The sequence below is a fragment of the Sorangium sp. So ce117 genome (assembly GCF_051524395.1).
GTDB classification, from domain to species: domain Bacteria; phylum Myxococcota_A; class Polyangia; order Polyangiales; family Polyangiaceae; genus Sorangium; species Sorangium cellulosum_B.
The window spans coordinates 12,571,257-12,587,530 of the sequence record NZ_CP150309.1; the positions used below are offsets into that span (position 1 = coordinate 12,571,257).

General features: G+C 72.9%; 17 protein-coding genes. 11 read left to right on the forward strand and 6 right to left on the reverse strand.

What is annotated here, in order from left to right:
• The first annotated feature begins 19 nt into the window (after nt 1-19).
• Together WMF46_RS47150 and WMF46_RS47155 are read left to right on the forward strand one after the other, a co-directional pair.
• The gene (locus tag WMF46_RS47150; RefSeq protein WP_437983236.1) at nt 20-754 is read left to right on the forward strand and encodes a response regulator; all 735 of its coding nucleotides are present in this window, start codon (nt 20-22) and stop codon (nt 752-754) included.
• Between the two features lie 88 nt (nt 755-842).
• Nucleotides 843-1,199 carry a response regulator gene (locus WMF46_RS47155; protein ID WP_437743048.1) on the forward strand — a complete coding sequence of 119 codons (357 nt, stop codon included), beginning with the start codon at nt 843-845 and terminating at the stop codon, nt 1,197-1,199.
• Between the two features lie 37 nt (nt 1,200-1,236).
• Here WMF46_RS47155 and WMF46_RS47160 read toward each other — a convergent pair whose 3' ends face one another.
• Entirely contained in the window at nt 1,237-2,388 is a 1,152-nt protein-coding gene (locus WMF46_RS47160) for a methionine aminotransferase (protein ID WP_437983237.1), read from the reverse strand.
• A 236-nt stretch (nt 2,389-2,624) separates the two neighbouring features.
• On the opposite strand from WMF46_RS47160, the gene WMF46_RS47165 reads away from it, so the two are divergent.
• Nucleotides 2,625-3,350 carry an SDR family oxidoreductase gene (locus WMF46_RS47165; RefSeq protein ID WP_437983238.1) on the forward strand — a complete coding sequence of 242 codons (726 nt, stop codon included), beginning with the start codon at nt 2,625-2,627 and terminating at the stop codon, nt 3,348-3,350.
• 22 nt (nt 3,351-3,372) lie between these two features.
• Here the strand turns inward: WMF46_RS47165 and WMF46_RS47170 are convergent, their stop codons facing one another.
• Nucleotides 3,373-3,990: a TetR/AcrR family transcriptional regulator gene (locus WMF46_RS47170; protein ID WP_437983239.1), complete on the reverse strand. Its 618-nt coding sequence runs from the start codon at nt 3,988-3,990 to the stop codon at nt 3,373-3,375.
• A 109-nt stretch (nt 3,991-4,099) separates the two neighbouring features.
• Here WMF46_RS47170 and WMF46_RS47175 point away from each other — a divergent pair, with 109 nt between their 5' ends.
• Together WMF46_RS47175 and WMF46_RS47180 are read left to right on the forward strand one after the other, a co-directional pair.
• On the forward strand, nt 4,100-4,840 hold the full coding sequence (locus tag WMF46_RS47175) for a 3-oxoacyl-ACP reductase family protein (protein ID WP_437547655.1): 741 nt from the start codon (nt 4,100-4,102) through the stop codon (nt 4,838-4,840).
• Nucleotides 4,841-5,022: 182 nt separating this feature from the next.
• On the forward strand, nt 5,023-5,442 hold the full coding sequence (locus tag WMF46_RS47180; protein WP_437983240.1) for a hypothetical protein: 420 nt from the start codon (nt 5,023-5,025) through the stop codon (nt 5,440-5,442).
• A gap of 198 nt (nt 5,443-5,640) precedes the next feature.
• Here WMF46_RS47180 and WMF46_RS47185 read toward each other — a convergent pair whose 3' ends face one another.
• A complete protein-coding gene (locus tag WMF46_RS47185; RefSeq protein ID WP_437983241.1) occupies nt 5,641-7,800 on the reverse strand; it encodes a cytochrome C peroxidase in 2,160 nt (719 codons plus the stop codon).
• A 139-nt stretch (nt 7,801-7,939) separates the two neighbouring features.
• Here WMF46_RS47185 and WMF46_RS47190 point away from each other — a divergent pair, with 139 nt between their 5' ends.
• The 3 genes from WMF46_RS47190 (at nt 7,940) to WMF46_RS47200 (ending at nt 9,965) form a co-directional block, all read left to right on the forward strand.
• Nucleotides 7,940-8,383 carry a hypothetical protein gene (locus WMF46_RS47190; protein WP_437983242.1) on the forward strand — a complete coding sequence of 148 codons (444 nt, stop codon included), beginning with the start codon at nt 7,940-7,942 and terminating at the stop codon, nt 8,381-8,383.
• 198 nt (nt 8,384-8,581) lie between these two features.
• Complete coding sequence (locus WMF46_RS47195; RefSeq protein WP_437983243.1) at nt 8,582-9,226, forward strand: glutathione S-transferase N-terminal domain-containing protein; 645 nt, start codon at nt 8,582-8,584, stop codon at nt 9,224-9,226.
• A gap of 64 nt (nt 9,227-9,290) precedes the next feature.
• On the forward strand, nt 9,291-9,965 hold the full coding sequence (locus WMF46_RS47200) for a hypothetical protein (RefSeq protein WP_437983244.1): 675 nt from the start codon (nt 9,291-9,293) through the stop codon (nt 9,963-9,965).
• 149 nt (nt 9,966-10,114) lie between these two features.
• Here the strand turns inward: WMF46_RS47200 and WMF46_RS47205 are convergent, their stop codons facing one another.
• Together WMF46_RS47205 and WMF46_RS47210 are read right to left on the reverse strand one after the other, a co-directional pair.
• Nucleotides 10,115-10,921 (reverse strand): hypothetical protein, encoded by an 807-nt coding sequence (locus WMF46_RS47205; RefSeq protein ID WP_437983245.1) that lies wholly within the window; start codon nt 10,919-10,921, stop codon nt 10,115-10,117.
• Entirely contained in the window at nt 10,908-11,711 is an 804-nt protein-coding gene (locus tag WMF46_RS47210; protein ID WP_437983246.1) for a hypothetical protein, read from the reverse strand. The genes WMF46_RS47205 and WMF46_RS47210 overlap by 14 nt, the downstream gene beginning before the upstream one ends.
• Before the next feature lie 83 nt (nt 11,712-11,794).
• On the opposite strand from WMF46_RS47210, the gene WMF46_RS47215 reads away from it, so the two are divergent.
• The gene (locus WMF46_RS47215) at nt 11,795-12,658 is read left to right on the forward strand and encodes a LysR family transcriptional regulator (protein ID WP_437983247.1); all 864 of its coding nucleotides are present in this window, start codon (nt 11,795-11,797) and stop codon (nt 12,656-12,658) included.
• Nucleotides 12,659-12,682: 24 nt separating this feature from the next.
• Here WMF46_RS47215 and WMF46_RS47220 read toward each other — a convergent pair whose 3' ends face one another.
• Complete coding sequence (locus WMF46_RS47220) at nt 12,683-13,627, reverse strand: MBL fold metallo-hydrolase (protein ID WP_437983248.1); 945 nt, start codon at nt 13,625-13,627, stop codon at nt 12,683-12,685.
• 65 nt (nt 13,628-13,692) lie between these two features.
• Here WMF46_RS47220 and WMF46_RS47225 point away from each other — a divergent pair, with 65 nt between their 5' ends.
• Nucleotides 13,693-14,586 carry a LysR family transcriptional regulator gene (locus tag WMF46_RS47225; protein WP_437547667.1) on the forward strand — a complete coding sequence of 298 codons (894 nt, stop codon included), beginning with the start codon at nt 13,693-13,695 and terminating at the stop codon, nt 14,584-14,586.
• 40 nt (nt 14,587-14,626) lie between these two features.
• Nucleotides 14,627-16,270 carry a 5'-nucleotidase C-terminal domain-containing protein gene (locus WMF46_RS47230; RefSeq protein WP_437983249.1) on the forward strand — a complete coding sequence of 548 codons (1,644 nt, stop codon included), beginning with the start codon at nt 14,627-14,629 and terminating at the stop codon, nt 16,268-16,270.
• Nucleotides 16,271-16,274 lie beyond the last annotated feature (4 nt).

Below are 16,274 nucleotides of genomic sequence, written 5' to 3' on the forward strand. Positions count from 1 at the left end.
CGGAGGGAGACGTCCGTCGATGCAAGGGACCGGACCGGTGCTCGTGGTGGACGACGAGGAGGGGATGCGCGCCACGCTCGCCGCGAACCTCGAGCTCGAGGGGTACGAGGTCGTCGAGGCGCGGGACGGGGCGCACGCGCTCGAGCTCGTGAGGCAGCGGCGCTTCGCGCTCGTGCTGAGCGACGTGAGGATGCCCGGCCTCGACGGCGTCGCGACGTTCCGGGAGATCAAGCGGCTCCAGCCGGAGCTCACGGTGGTGCTGATGACGGGCTTCGCGCGCGAGCAGCTCATCGAGCAGGGCATCGGCGAGGGGGTCTACGCGGTCATCTACAAGCCCTTCTCGATGGAGCACCTCATGCGGATCATCGCGCGGGCCCTCTCGTCGCGCGGCGTGCTCGTGGTGGACGATCTCCCCGCGGTCGCGGAGTCGATCGTGGCGGGGCTCAAGGCGGCCGGGCTGCGCGCGGAGGCCGCGTACGACGGGCACACGGCCATCCAGCGCGCGCGGGACGCGGCGGTCGACGTCTGCGTGCTCGACCTCCGGATGCCGTCCCTGGACGGCGTGAGGACCCACGAGCAGATCCGGCGGCTGAGCCGCGGGATCACGGTGATCGCGATGACCGGCCACGCGACGCCGGAGATGATCCACGCGTTCACGAGCCAGGGCGGGTACGCCTGCCTCCACAAACCGTTCGAGGTGCGCGAGCTGATGCACACGATCGCGCGCGCCAGGAGCGACCCGGGGACGTGCTGAGGGCCGCGGGACATGGTGCCGGGCGGCGGCGTGCGCTGCGCCCTGCCTGGCCAGGGCCGCGCCGGTCGCGCGGGCGGAGGAGGGCGGCGTGAGCGTGACCGTGCTCCTCGTCGACGACGACGCGTCGTCCCGGTTCGTGCTCGCGACGCTTCTCGAGGACGAGGGCTTCCAGGTGGAGGAAGCCGGCTCGTTCGCCGAGGCCGGGCGGAAGATCGCGGCGGAGGGCGCGCGGTACGACCTCGCGCTGCTCGACCAGAACCTCGGCGACGGCCACGGCACCGATCTCGTGGCGGTGCTGCGGGCGCGCCTGCCGCGCGCGAAGGCGGTGCTGATCAGCGGCAGCGGCGACGAGGCCCTCGGCGACGCGCCCCCGCCGGACGCCGTGCTCTCGAAGGGGATCGGCTTTCCGGATCTGCTCGATCGGATCCGGCAGCTGCTCGGCTGACGCGCGAAGGCGCCGCGCGGGCCCCCCGCGGCGGCCCTCAGACCCGGCGCAGCCGCTCCGCCGCGCGCTCGAGCGTCTCGTCCCGCTTGGCGAAGCAGAACCGCAGGACGGGCCCGGGCTCCACGCCGGAGAGGAACGGGGAGATCGGGATCGAGGCGACGCCGTGCTCGCGGATGAGGCGCAGCGCGAAGTCGGCGTCTCGCTCCGTCGTGATCTCGGAATAGTCAACGAGCTGGAAATACGTGCCCTCGCACGGCAGGGGGCGCAGCCGCGAGCCCTCGATGAGCTTCAGGAACCGGTCGCGCTTTGCCTGGTAGAAGGGGGCGAGATCGGCGGCGAGCGGATCGCGCGCCACGACCTCGGCATACGCGTGCTGGATGGCGCCGTTCACCGCGAACGTCACGAACTGGTGCACCCGCTGGATCTCGGCCGAGAGCGCCTGCGGCGCCGCGCAATAGCCCACCTTCCAGCCGGTCGTGTGGTACGTCTTGCCGAAGGAGCTGATGACGACGGAGCGATCCGAGAGCTCCGGATACCGCGCGAGGCTCTCGTGCCGGCGGCCGTCGAAGAGGATGTGCTCGTAGACCTCGTCGCCGACGACGAGGACGTCCCGCCCGTCCACGACGCGGGCGAGCTCCCGCATGTCGTCGGCCGACAGCGCCGTTCCGGTCGGGTTGTGCGGTGAGTTGATGAGCAGGAGCCGCGTGCGCGGGGTGATCGCGCGCCGCACCTCGTCCCAGTCGACGCGGTAGTCCGGAAAGCGGAGCGTGACGAACACGGGCGTTCCGCCGTTCAACAGCACGGCCGGCGCGTACGAGTCATAGCAGGGCTGGAACAGGATGACCTCGTCCCCGGGGCGGACGAAGGCCGTGATCGTGCTGAAGATGCCCTCGGTGGCGCCCGAGGTGATCGTGATCTCGGTCGCCGGATCGTAGCGGCGGCCATAGAGCCGCTCGATCTTCATCGCGAGCGCCTCGCGCAGGGCCAGCGCGCCGGGCATGGCGGCATACTGGTTGTGGCCGGCGCGCATGTGGCGGGCGACGGCCTCCACCAGCTCCGGCGCGCAGTCGAAATCCGGGAAGCCCTGCGACAGGTTGATGGCGCCGTGCTCGTTCGCGAGCCGCGTCATCACCGTGAAGATGCTGACCCCGGTCGACGGCAGCTTCGATGGGAGCGCGGGCGTGGTCATGGCAGGTCCTATATCACCCCTTCAGCCCGGCCGTGCTTCCCGGCGGCGCGCCGCGGAGCGCGAGGGCCGTGACCGCCGCCACTGAAACCAGCCTGGCTCGAGGCCGGCGCTCCGCCTGAGGCCGGGCACCGGCTTCGCGCCGGCGAGCCGCGCCCGTGATAGCGTGCCTCCGCCGGCGCGGGGGAGCGGCGCTCCGTTCCTCTCTTCTGCGCGCGGCGGAGAGAGAGGGGGACACCGTGCGGCTGAAGGACAAGATCGCGCTCATCACCGGGGCGAGCAGGGGAATCGGGAAGGCCAGCGCGCTCGCGCTGAGCCGGGAGGGGGCCGTCGTGGTCGGCGTGGCGCGCAACGCGGCCGATCTGGCGGCGCTCGAGCGGGAGATCCGCGACGCGGGCGGCCGCGGGCTGATGATCGAGGCCGACGTCACCCGCGCCGCGTCCGTCGCCGCGTGCGTGGAGCGGGCGGTCCGCGAGCTCGGGAGGGTCGACATCCTCGTCAACAACGCGGGCATCGGCGGATACCGGCCCTTCCTCGAGTGGTCCGAGGACGACTACGACCGCATCATGGCGACGAACGTGAAGGGGACATGGCTGTTCTGCCGCGAGGTGATCCCCCACATGCGCCGCCAGGGCGGCGGCCACATCATCAACGTCGCCAGCGTCGCCGGCCTGCAGGGCTATCCGAGCGAGGCCATCTACTGCGCCTCCAAGTTCGCGCAGATGGGCCTGACGCAGGCGCTCGATCGCGAGTTCTGGCAGGAGAACATCAAGGTGAGCGCCGTCTGTCCTGGCGGCGTCGAGACGCACTTCGCCCTCGGCGACGGGCGCACCGCCGGCTCGGACCGCATGCAGGGCTTCTCCACGCCGGAGGACGTGGCCGAGGCCGTTGTGCTCGCCGCGCTGCCGCGGGACCGCTCGCGCATCGTGCAGATCGTCATGCGGCCGATGAACGAAGCCACGTAGAGCGCGGGCTCGCCGCCCGCGCTCAGACCGCGGCGCGCGGCCTCGCCAGCGTCTCCCATGCGGCCATCGCGCAGTCGACGATGGCCCGGAGCGCCTCGCGCGAGGCGCCGTCGCGGGCCTGGAGGGAGAGGCCCTGGAGCACGGTGGTGTAGAAGGCGGCGAGCGCCGCCGTGTCGGTGCCCGCCGGCACGTCGCCCTCGGCGACGCCGCGATCCAGCCGGCGCCGGAGCGCGTCGAGCGCAGCCCGCCGGCACCCGGCGAGGTAGGCGCGCACGCGCTCGTTCTCCGGCGTGCCGAGCGTCGCGGCGAGCACGATCATGCAGCCGCTCGGCTTGCCCGGCGTCACGTACCCCTCCACGTTGCCGCGCAGCATCGCCTCGACCGCCCCGCGCGCCGTCGGCTCGTCGATCATGGCCCGGTTCGTCGCCGCGCCCTCGACCTCGCTGTAGAGCGCCACGGCCTCGCGAAACAGCGCCTCCTTGCAGCCGAACGCGGCGTAGAGGCTCGGCGAGTTGATGCCCATCGCAGCCGTGAGATCGCTGAGCGAGGTGCCCTCGTAGCCCCGCTCCCAGAACACCTCCATCGCCCGCCGCAAGGCGGCGTCCCGATCGAAGCTGCGAGGGCGACCTCGTCCGACCATCAGCGAGACCTTTCTGTGTTTCTGTGACGATCGATAAAAAAACCGATTGACCACCGATCACGGGACAACGTATATATTCTGTATCGATCTGTACAGAAAAGAGGACCAGATGGCGGAGTTTGCAGGCAAGGTGGCGCTGGTGACCGGGGGCAGCCGCGGGATTGGCGCGGCGATCGTCAAGCGGCTGGCGCGGGGCGGGGCGGATGTGGCGCTGACGTACGTGAGCGCCGCGGACAAGGGGCGCTCGGTGATCGCCGACGTCGAGGCGGCGGGTCGGCGGGGGATGGCGATCGCGGCGGACACAGCGGATCCGGCTGCGATCGTCGCCGCGGTCGAGCGGACGGTGGCCGAGTTCGGCAGGCTGGACATCCTCGTCAACAACGCCGGTGTCGCCATCATGGCGCCGCTCGAGGCCGTGACGCTCGCGGACCTGGACAAGACGCTGGGGATCCATGTGCGGGGCGTCTTCCTCGCCTCGCAGGCCGCGGCGCGGCACATGGGCGCTGGCGGGCGCATCGTCAGCATCGGCAGCTGCCTCGCCGACCGGGTGCCGGGGCCGGGAATCACGCTGTACTCCATGAGCAAGACCGCGCTGGTCGGCCTCACGAAGGGCCTCGCCCGCGATCTCGGGCCGCGCGGCATCACCGCCAACCTCATCCAGCCTGGCCCGATCGACACGGACATGAACCCGGCCAACGGCGCTGGAGCGGATGGGCAGCGGAGCATGCTCGCGCTCGGTCACTACGGCAACACCGACGACATCGCCTCCACGGTCGCTCATCTAGCCGGCGAAGGTGGGCGCTTCATCACCGGAGCGACGATCACCATCGACGGCGGGTTCTCGGCCTGAGGGGGGGCCGCGCGACCCGCGCTGGGCGCCGGTCGCGCGGCCATCTTCGACTCCCGGGATGTACGGCGCGGAGCCGTCGAGTTGTCCCAGGAGCATCGGTATCTGCCGACATTCGACATTTCGCGGCGCCGGCGTCGGCAAGCGAGATCGCAGCTCGATTCGGCCTCTGAGCGCAGCCCGCCATGGCGCCGCCACCCCGCGTGGACGCCGTCTACCAGCGCACGATCGGTGAGCTCCGGGCGCGCGGCAGCGTGCTCTGGCTGGTGTTCGCCCCGCTGGCGCGAGACGCGACCGCGGCGGCGCTGCGCGAGGTCGTCGCGGAGATCGACGCGGGGGCAAAGGCCGCGGCGGAGCGGGCCGAGCTGTACACGGCGCTCCTGGTGATGGCCGCCATCGATCCCTGGGGGCATAATCTGCGGAAGGAGCTCATCGACATGGTGGAGGACAAGGAAGAGGGGCTGCTGCGGCGCACGCCGATCATCGGAGAGATGATCATCGAGGCCGAGCGACGAGGCGAAGAACGAGGACAGGAGGCGATCGCAGATCTGCTCGGCCGCCTCTTCGCGCGGCGGATCGGGCGACGGCTGACGAAGCGCGTTTGATCCTCGAGCGAGCCCGCGCGAACGGCCCGGGGGAGGTCACGGATGCCTTGCTCGATCTCGAGGGCGAGGCGCTGGTTCGCTGGCTCGCGGAGCCGATTCGCCACTCGTGAGCTCCCGCGAGAGGCGTGGAGATCGGGCGCGTGGCCGTCGAGCGTCGCCCCGCTCGGGACGACGCGTATCAGGCCGGCCGCGCCACCCTCAGAGCGACTCCAGGTAAGCGACCAGGGCGCGCCTATCCCCGGCCGACAGGTGGGCCGTGTGGCCCATGGAGCCGTCCACCCCCTCGACCAGCGCGAGCAGCGTCGGGTAGCGGCCGTCGTGGTAGTACGGCGCGGACCGGCCGACGAAGCGCAGCGAGGGCGTCTCGAAGGAGCGCTCCGTCTCGAAGCGCGTCGCGCTCCGCACGTCGTGCCGCGCGCCGTCGGTGGTCAGCTCGTTGCCGACATGGCAGCTCGAGCAGCCCGCCTCGCGGGCGTGGAAGAGCTCCTCGCCGCGCGCGGCGAGGGCCACGCGGGCGACGGCCGCCGCGGCTGCCGTCTCTGCGGCTGCCGGCTCTGCGGCTGCCGCTTCTGCGGCGCCGGCCGGCGCCGCCGCGAGCGCGGCGCGCTCCTCGGCCGTGAGGACCGCCGCCTCGGCGGGCGGATCCATGCCGCGGAGGTACGCGAAGATGGCGTCGCGCTCCTTCGCGCTCAGGCCGGTGCCCGCGAGCCGGGACATGGTGCGGGCGAAGTGGCTCTCCAGGTCCTTCTTGCCGCCCTCCCAGCCGTACGGCGCGGTGCCGTCGAGCCGCCCCATGAGCATCGGCGTCTGGCGCGGGCCCTCCGGCGTCGACCAGGTGAGCGCGTCGTCGCGGCCGTCGGGGTGGCAGCTGGCGCAGGCGCGGCCGTCGAACGCGACGCGACGGCCGCCGGCCGCGTGGAAGAGCCGCTGGCCCTCCGCGCGCTGCTCGTCGAGGCGCGGCGCGCGGGGCAGGGCGATGACCGGCAGCTCGCCCGCGAACTCCTTACCGTTGGCGCCGATCGCGGTCGGCCCCGGGTCGCGCGCGGCGGGAAGGATCGTCAGCGCGCCGTCGAACCGGGAGAAGACCACGGCGCGCCGGCGCGCGCCGTCGACCGCGATGGCGATGGGCCCGGCGCCCACGCGGGCGCGGAAGATCTCGCGATCCCGCACCGATCCGGTCCGCTGCGGCTTGCCGGGGATCTGGGCGCGGGCGTCGTAGGCGATCACCTCGTCGTGGCCGAGGCACGCGACGAGCAGGACCTCGTCCCCGGGCTCGATCGCTGCTGCGCGCGGGAGCCGGCAGCCGCGGAGCCCGAGGTGGGCCGAGACCGGCGGGACGTCCGCGCGTTCGCCCATCGCGTCGACGACCGCGATGTGTTCGATCACGGTGTGGACGAGCGCGCTGCCGTAACCGCCGCCGCCCGTCGCGGGCCCCGGATCGACGAGCGCGATGGGCGCGAAGACCGCGCCGCTCGCGGCGCGCGCCAGCGCGAAGCCCTGGGAGCCGCGGCGATCCACGCTTACCGTCGGGCGGCGCATCTGGAACGGCGTCCCGTCTTCCAGATCGAAGGACACTTTCCGCGACGGCCCGCTCGAGCTGCGGGGGAAAGGCTTGGCGAGCTTCGACGTCGATCTCGGGGAGCGCCGCTCCACCCCGTCGGTCGACAGCTCCCGCGCGCCGGTCGGCGCGCCGCCTTCGCCGAGCGTCACGACGCTGATGCGGCCGCCGACCGCGTGGGAGACGAACGCGCGCCGGCCGTCGCTCGACGCGACGACCGCGCTGGGATCCCGCGCGAGCGGGAGCTCGCCGGTGCGCCGGAGGTCGGCGGTCGCGAGGCTGGTCAGCGCGTGGCCCCAGCGGCTCGCGACGAGCAGCGTGGCGCGGTCCGGCGTCATCGCGAGGCCCACCGGCTCGCTCGCCACGGGCACCAGGCACCTTCGCTCGAGCGGGGCGGCAGGGCTCACCGGCTCCAGCACCTCGAGCAGGGCGCGGTCGCGCAGCGAGGCCACGACGCGGCCGTCACCCAGCACGATCACCTGGGCGGGCCGGCCCGCGAGCGGCGTGCGCGCGAGCGCGGCGCGGGCGTCGACGTCGACGGTGTGGAGGGCGGCGTCGTCCTCGTCGGCGACGAAGGCGAGGGTGCGCCCGCCGAGCTCCGCGAGGGCGACGCCGGAGCCGGCGTGCGTCGCGTCGAGGGACGCCGGCGCGGGGCCCGCCGCGCGCCGGGCGCAGATGGGCGGCGGCGGCGCCTCCGCCGCGGCAGGGGGGCTGGGCGGCGGCGCCGGGGCCGGGTCGCGCGGGGAGGGGGCGCAGGCGAGGGCGAGGAAAGCGAGGGCGGTCGGAGCGGCGGCTCTCATGCCTGGACCATCGGCCCAGCGGGCGAGAGTGTGACAGGGGCGTCGCCGCGGGGTCGTCGCTGGCCTGGCCTGGCCGGGTCGGGCTGGAGCGCCGGAGGATGAGCCTGCCTGCCCTCGCGAAGGGCCTACACTGGGATGCATGCCCCTCAGCGACGACATCCCCGAGTGGAAGGCGCTGCGAGACACCTTGAGCGATCTGGTGGCCCGCGCCGGCGCCGCCGCCGCGGCCGTGATCGATGAATCGAACAACATCTGGTGTGCCTGGCCGGTCGCGCCCACGTTGCTCCCGCTCGCCGCGCGCTTTGCCGAGCGGGAGATGGCCGGTCGGTCGGGTCCACCCTTGCGGCGGGGCGGCCGGCTCCGCGTGGCTCGCCCCGCCGCTCCTCCCGAGGACTCGTACCTCGCCGAGTCGTTCGGAGGGATTTACGTGCTGGTGCTGTGGTTCAAGGGTCCGTTCGACGCGGATTTCCAGCGCGCTCGTTTGCGGCGCGAGCTCCCCCGGATCGAGGCGCAGACGGTCGCGCTGCCGCCTCCGGACGGGCCGGAGGCCGGCGAGGGCGCTGCGAGGATGCGCATCCCATAGATCAGATGAGCGCGTGGACATCGTGAATCCGGGACTCGGGTGGCCAACTGGGACGCTTGACAGCGCGGGTCCGGCGTCGGATACGCGGTGTATCCACGATGCGTGGGAGCGGCGCGACGGGGCTGGGTCGGAGCTCAAGGCGCTCCACGGGCCGGACCCGCATCGACACAGAACGGTTCCCGGATCGGAGAAGCAAGCATGTCAGAGGCTCTAGGAGAGCTCGTCAAGCCCGTCATCGTCGGCCGTTCCAGCTCGCACTTCACGCGTGTCACGCGGATCTTCGCCGTGGAGATGGGGGTCGACCATTCGCTCGAGGTCGTGCGGGACCTCATGTCGTCCAACGCGGCGGACTACGGGGGCAACCCCGCGCTCAAGATGCCGGCTCTCCGGACATCCCGCGGCGTGTGGTTCGGCGCGCTCACTATCTGCCGCGAGCTGTCGCGGCAGTCGAAGCGCGCGGTACGCACGGTATGGCCGGAGGACCTCGACCAACCCCTCCTCGCCAACGCCCAGGAGCTCGTCGTTCATGCGATGGCGACGGAGGTCGGGCTGATCATGGCCGGCGCCGCCGGGGCCGACGACGGAAGCGCGCACCATGCCAAGCAGCGAAAGAGCCTTTTGAACACCATGTCATGGCTGGAGGACAACGCGGGGCCCGCGCTCGCCGCGCTCCCGTCGGACCGGGATCTGAGCTACCTGGAGGTCGCGCTGTTCTGCCTCGTCACGCATCTGGAGTTCCGGCGCGTCCTGCCGACCGAGCCCTATCCGGCGCTGAACGGCTTCTGTCGAGAGTTCGGGGCGCGGGCGTCCGCCGTAGAGACCACCTACCGGTTCGACCCCTGAGCGCAGCCCGCCATGGCGCCGCCACCCGCCCGACGCGCATACCTCCTGCGGGGAGGGCGAGCCTGTGCCGCCGATCGAGAGCGTCGTCGTGGTCCTCTCGGGGAGAAGGCGGCGCCTGCCCGCGACGGGCGAGCGCTCTACCGCCTGGCCGGGGCGGCCGTTCAGCGGCGCGCACTTCAGGATCGATGCCGTCTACCAGCACACGATCGGCGAGCTCCGGGCGCGCGGCAGCGTGCTCTGGCTGGTGTTCGCCCCGCTGGCGCGGAACGCGACCGCGGCGGCGTTGCGGGAGGTCGTCGCGGAGATCCACGCGGGGGCGGCGACGGCCGCGGAGCGGGCCGAGCTGTACACGGCGCTGCTGGTGATGGCGGCCATCGATCCCTGGGGGCATAATCTGATGAAGGAGCTCGTCGACATGGTGGAGGACAAGGAAGAGGGGCTGCTCCGGCGCACGCCGATCATCGGGGAGCTGATCATCGAGGCCGAGCGACGAGGGGAGGAACGAGGAGAGCAACGAGGTGAGAGGAGGGGCGAGCAGCGCGGGGAGGAGAAGGCGACCGCGGAGCTGCTCGGTCGACTCTTCGCGCGGCGGATCGGTCGACGGCCGACGACGGAAGAAGAGCGCTCGATCCTCGAGCGAGCCCGCGCGAGCGGTCCGGGCGAGGTCGAAGATGCCTTGCTCGATCTCGAGCGCGAGGCGCTGATTCGCTGGCTCGCGGAGCCGGTGCGGAGCTCCTGAGCTCCCGAAGGAGCCTAACGAGCCGGCCTGTTGCACAGACGATGGGAGTCGGGTCGGCTTCCAGCGGAATACCCGAGAAGCGCGTTCATCGAGCGCGCTCGCGCGCCAGGCCGGGCAGACCACCCGACGACACCGGCGAAGGCGCCCGCTCAGATGCCGTGGCCGATCTCCACGCCGAGGACTCCGCTGAACCCGAGGTAATCGTCTCGAACCACCGTGTCGAAGCCGGGAACCGCCGTGAAGCTCGCGCCCACGTAGGGCCTGAACCACGGCGCGTCGTCCGGCTGGTACCCGAGGCGCAGCCCCGTGTCGACGACCAGGCCAAGGAAGGAGTCCTTGCCCGCGAAGAGCTCGTCCTCCCACGCGCTCACGCGGCGTCCGTCGGGCGTCTTGCGATCGTTCCCTTGCAAGTAGAAGCCGAACCCGCCGTAGCCGACCGTGATCGGGATCTGGATCGCCAGCGCTTCCGCGAAGGGCAGCCGGAACGAGAGCCCGACGTGCGCGCCCAGCATGGATCCGTCGGACTTGAGCTCGAGCGTGCGTTGCCCCTTGTAGGTCTGCCCTCCGGGCAGCGTGACCTCGAAGGTGGCCGGATTCATGGGCCCCGGCCGCCCGAGCCCACCCAGGCCGAGGCGCACCAGGCCGTTGGCGAAGGTCACGCCGGCGGCGAACGCCGGCCCGTGCGACACGTGTCCTCCCAGGCCCATCACGCGCCACTCGAGGTCGACGAAGCCGCCCACAGGGACGTCCGGCGCGGGACGGCGCGCGCCCCGCGCGTCCGCAGCCCCGGGCGGCCTGGCATCGAAGGCATCCGCGCCGGCGCGCTCGACGGCCCCGGACCCGGCGTCCGGAGCCTGCGCGTCGGCCCGCGCGGCCCCGGGCAGGAGCGCCAGGCACGCGCTCGACGCGAGCGTCATGAGGTGAAGGCGGTGGCCGCGGCGGTCAGTGAGCGACACGGGAGCCTCCTTGTCCGAAAGCGAAGCGCGCTCCGAAGGAGCCCTCGAGCAGGAACTTGCCGTTGTCGCCGTTGAATCCAAAGCTGCCTCCCGCGCTCGCGTCGAGGGTGAGGAGAACGTGCTCGGACACGGCGTAGCCGGCGCCCGCCGTGAGGACCTGCGCCAGGTCGGCCAGCTCCGTGGTCGGATCGAGCTCCAGCTCGAAGCCGACGGTGGCCCCGGCGCGGAGCAGCCACGCCTCGCCGAGCGCGACGTGCGCGACCATCGATAGCTCGTCGACGTGCCGGAGCGCCGACGCGGGCGCGTCGCCGCCTCCCCCGTTGCCGCCTCCCCCGTCGCCGTCTCCGACGTCCCGGAGCGCCAGGAACCCCGTCTTGAGGCGCAGATCGAGCTCGAGCGGGCCGCGCGTCACGAGCGGCATCAGGAAGACCGCAGCGCCCGAGGCGCCGCTCGCGCCTTTCACCGTTCGCCCCCCCATGTACGCTCGCTCGAGGGCCCAGAAGGAGGCAGCGGCTCCGAGCTGCGCCCCGCCCGCGAGGCGCACGCGGCCGTCGAGCTCCAGGCCGCCGCCCGTGTCCCTGCCCACGAGGCGTGATCCAAGGACGAGGCGAGCCTCCGCGGGCCCCGCACCCGCGGAATCGGCGCCGCGGGGCGCGACCTCCGGCGGCGGGGATGCCCCCGTGGCGTCGGCTGCGCGGGCGCCCAGAGGCGGCAGCAGCGCGCTCAAGAACGCGAGGAGGCGGAGCAGACGGCCCCGCCTCGGCCCATCGAACGTGTGGCGTACGAGCATGCACGCAGGATGGCCAGCGCCCGCTCATGCCGGTAGCGATAGAATACGGCTTACAGTTAGTTCAATTCAGAATAGATTGAGCCATGGATCGGTTCCTCGCGCTGCGCGTGTTCTGCAAGGTGGCGGACAGCGGCAGCTTCTCGCGGGCGGCGCGCGAGCTATCCATGACCCAATCGGCCGCGAGCCGCGGGATCGCCGATCTGGAGTCGCGGCTGGGTCTCCGGCTGTTCGAGCGCACCACCCGGCGCGTCGCGCTCACCCTGGAGGGGCGCGCGTACTACGAGCAGATCGAGGAGCACGTGCGCGCGCTCGAGGACGCGGAGCTCCGCGCCGCCTCCGGCTTCGGGGACCTCGCGGGCCGCGTGAAGCTCTCGGCGCCCGGGGCGCTCGGCCGCCGCCTCCTCTTGCCGGAGCTCGTGCGGATCATGCATGAATCGCCGGGGCTCGTCGTGGACGCCGCGCTCACCGATCAGCGGGTCGACCTCGTGGCAGGCGCGTTCGATTTCGCGCTTCGCGTCGGCGTCCGCAGCGAGCCTTCGTTCATCGAGCGAACGCTGGGGACCTCGCCCCAGTGGCTCGTCGGTAGCGCCGGCCTGTTCGCGGGCAAGCCGGCGCCGACATCCATGTCGGAGCTCGCCGCGGAGCGGGTCGTGGCGAGCGGCGGGGTGCGCGATCTCGAGAAGATGGGGCTCACCGTCAGGCTCACGACCGACGACATCGAGACGAACCTCAGGGCCGTGGAGGCAGGGCTCGGCGTGAGCGTGCTCCCGCGCTGGCTTGTCGCGCGCCGGGTCCAGGAGGGGCGCCTGATCCGGCTCTTGCCCAGGCTCCCGCTGCCGAGCCCGCCCCTCGTCGTCGTCTACCCCCGGCGGCTCCGGCGCGTGGCGCGCCAGGTGCTGGAGCGGCTGGAGCGGCACCTCCAGAAGGAGCTCACCTCCGACGGATGAGCGCCTGCCGGGAAGGCCCGGCGCTCACAGCGACTGGTGCCCGAGGCGCACCTGCATCGACGGGTGGCGGGCGGCGAGGGCGCGGAGGAAGGCGAGGCTCTCGGCGCTCCCGGCGGGGTCGGACGAGAAATTCCCGGGCTCGACGTCGTTCCGCCAGCCCCAGGCCGTGTGGCACACATCGCCGGTGAAGAGCACCGGGCCCTCGGGCGTCCGCGCGACGTAGGCGACCGAGCCCGGCGTGTGCCCCGGCGCCGAGAGCGCGAAGAGCGAGGCGTCGCCGAGCACGTCGATCACGCCCTCGCCGCCGAAGGCCCACTCCTCGAGGGGCGCGCGGCCCTCGAGGAGCTGGTCCACGGTGGGCTGGGTGAGCGCATGGAACGGGCTCTCGAAGCTGGACTCGCCGGGGCCGACGAAGATCGGGACGTCGCGCGCGACGTCGGGCAGGCCGAGCACGTGGTCGATGTGCAGGTGCGTGAGGAGCACGCCGGCCAGCGCCCGCTCGCCGCGAAAGGCGCCGAGGCTGGCCTCCACCCGCAAGGCGCCGAAGTTGAGCGCCTGTCCGACGGGGCCGGTGCGGAGGGGATGGTCGCTCGCCGCGAGCGCGTGCGACGCGCCGGTGTCGATGAGGTACAGGCCCCGCGCCGGGTGCGCGAGCGCGTGAAAGGTGATGTCGACAGGCTCGAGGCCGTCGGTCAGGCCGGCGGCGCGCTCGTGGGCCAGGTTGATGAGCCCGGCGCGGCTGGTCTCCCACCGCGCGCTGACGATGGTCTCGACGGTGATGGGGCCCGCCTCTTCGAGGAGCGCCTCCATCACCTGCAGCCGGATCGGCGTGCCGAGCGTGGCCTTCGCCGCGCCATGCGTCGACGCCGGCGGATCCTTGGGCGCGGGGAGCGGCTCGGCGCACGCGCCGAGCAGGAGCGCGGAGCCGAGGAGAGCGCGAGATACGAAGCGGAAGGTGTGTTTCAACATGCCGCCAGTGTGTTCCCCGAAAAATGAATGGGTAACTGGCGAAAGTCGCATGTAGTCATACGCAGATGGATATCTCGTGGGACGATGCGCGGCTGTTCCTCGCGGTGGCGGAGGCAGGCAGCCTGAGCGCCGCCGCGCGCAAGCTGCAGATGACCCAGCCCACGGTGAGCCGGCGGCTCGCGGAGCTGGAGGCGCTCCTCGGCGAACCCCTCTTCGACCGCGGCGTGGCCGGCACGGCGCTGACGGCGTACGGGGCCGGCCTCGTCGAGCCCGCGCAGCGGATGGCCGACTGGGCCGCCGAGCTGACCCGCGCGGCGGAGCGGCGGCACGCGCCCACGGGCGTGGTCCGGGTGACGGCGCCCCCCGGCATCGCGCACGGCTTCCTCGTCCCGTTCGCGGCGGCCTTCGCGCGGCGCGCGCCGGCGATCGAGCTGCACGTCGTGTCCACGGTGCGCCCGCTCGACCTGACGAGGCGGGAGGCGGATCTGGCGCTGCGGCTGGGCGTCCCCGCCGGCGAGGACAGCGTCGCCTCGGTCGACATCGAGCTGCGCGCCTTCGCGTCGGAGCAGTACGCGGCGCGGGCGGCGGGCAAGGCCGATCCCGCGGAGCTCGCGTGGATCGGCTGGGCGCCGCCGCTCGACGACCTCTCGCCGAACAGCGCGCTCGGCCGCCTGATCCCGGGGTGGCGCCCGTCGTTCGCGTCCGACGACTACCTCGTCCAGATCCGCGCGTGCGAGCTGGGGCTCGGCGCGATGATGCTCGCGCGCGAGCACCCGCACTTCCGCAGGCACCCGCCGCTCGTGGAGCTGAAGGTGGACCTGCCGCCCGCGCGACGCCCGCTCGTGCTGCTCTGCCCGCGCAGCGCCAGGGCCATTCCGCGGGTGCGCGCGGTGCTCGAGCCGCTCGCGGAGAGCCTGCGCGCGTGGCGCCCGCCGAAGGCGAGGGGCGCTCGGCGCTGACGGCGTCGCGCGCCCGCGGGCTGGGCTATCTTGGATGGCGATGACCGCCGCCGCACACGCCCTGCCCAGAGGCCCCTCTCTGCGGATCGTCTGCGTGAACGACGTGTACTTGCTCGACAACCTCCCGCGCCTCGCGACCCTCGTGCGGCGCCACGCCGCCGCGCCCGCGGATCGCTTCCTGGTGGTGATGGCCGGCGACTTCCTCGCGCCGAGCCTGCTGTCGAGCCTCGATCACGGCAGGGGCATGGTCGACTGCATGAACGCGCTGCCGGTCACCCACACCATCTTCGGCAACCACGAGGCCGACGTCGAGCTGCCGGAGCTCAGGGCGCGGGTGCAGGAGTTCCGGGGCACGTGGCTCAACACCAACATGCCCTCGTTCGCCCCGGCGCTGCCGACGCACGAGATCCTCGATGTCTCGAGCCCCGGCGGGCGCGCTGTCCGGATCGGCCTCCTCGGCCTGCTCGTGCACGTGAAGGGCCTGTACCGGCGGGATGCGTTCGGGGGGATCGACATCGAGCCGGCGAACGACGCGGCCCTCCGCTGGACCCGCCGGCTCCTCCGCGACGAGGGGTGCGCGTGCGTGATCCCGATCACGCACCAGAGCCGCGACCAGGACCTCGAGCTCGCGCGGGCGCAGCGCGATCCTCACTTTCCCGTGATCCTCGGCGGCCACGAGCACGAGGTGATCCTCGACGACGTGGACGGCTGCTGGGTCGTGAAGGCCGGCACGGACGCGGAGAGCGCCGCCATCATCGACCTCGTGTGGCCGGCCATGGCGCCGCCTGCCGGGGTGCCCGACCTGCCCGCGGTCACCGTCCGGATCGAGGAGGTCGGCGCCTATCCCGAGGATCCGGCGATGCGCGCGCGCGTCGACCGCCACATGCAGATCGTGCGGGACCTCGACGCGGCCACCCTCCTCCGGCTCCCGCCGGGGAGCGAGCTCTCGTCCGTCGGGACGCGGGTCCAGCAGACGTCGCTCGGCGCGCTGCTCTGCTCGCGGATCCGCGACGCCTTCGGGGCGGAGGGCTGCCTCTTCAACGGCGGCGGCATCCGCGGCGGTCGCGCGTACCGGGAGCGCCTCACCTACGGGGATCTCAAGGCCGAGGTGCCCTTCAGCAACGAGGTGGTGGTGACCCTCCTGCCTGGCCGCGTCGTCCGCGAGGCCGTCGCCGCGTCGCGGTCGCGCGCCCCCGCCCAGCACGGCGGTTACCTCCAGATCGACGACCGGATGGCGACGGACGCGCGAGGCGTCCTGAGCGCGATCGACGGCCTCCCGCTGGTCGATGATCGCGAGTACCGGATCGCCCTCCCGCGCGGGCTCCTCGGCGGCATGGATGACATCGCGCCGCTTGTCCGCTTCGCTCTGGAGCACCCGGAGAAGGTGCCGCCGGCGGACAGCGGGCGCGATCCGAAGCTCGTCCTCGTCGAGTCGTTCGCCGCGGACCTCGTCCGCCAGCTCGGGGCCTTCGAGGCGATCGACGCCGACGGGGATGGCCGCGTCTCGGCCGAGGAGCTGAGGGCCGCCGCCTCGAGGGCGAGCTCCGAGACGCCGTCCGAGGTGGTCATCGGCGAGATGATGAAGGCGCTCGACCGCGACGGCGACAAGCGCGTGACGCGCGGCGAGGTCGACGCGCTGTCCTCCCCGTCGGACGCGGGGGAGCGCGGTCGATCCGACCCGTGAGGGG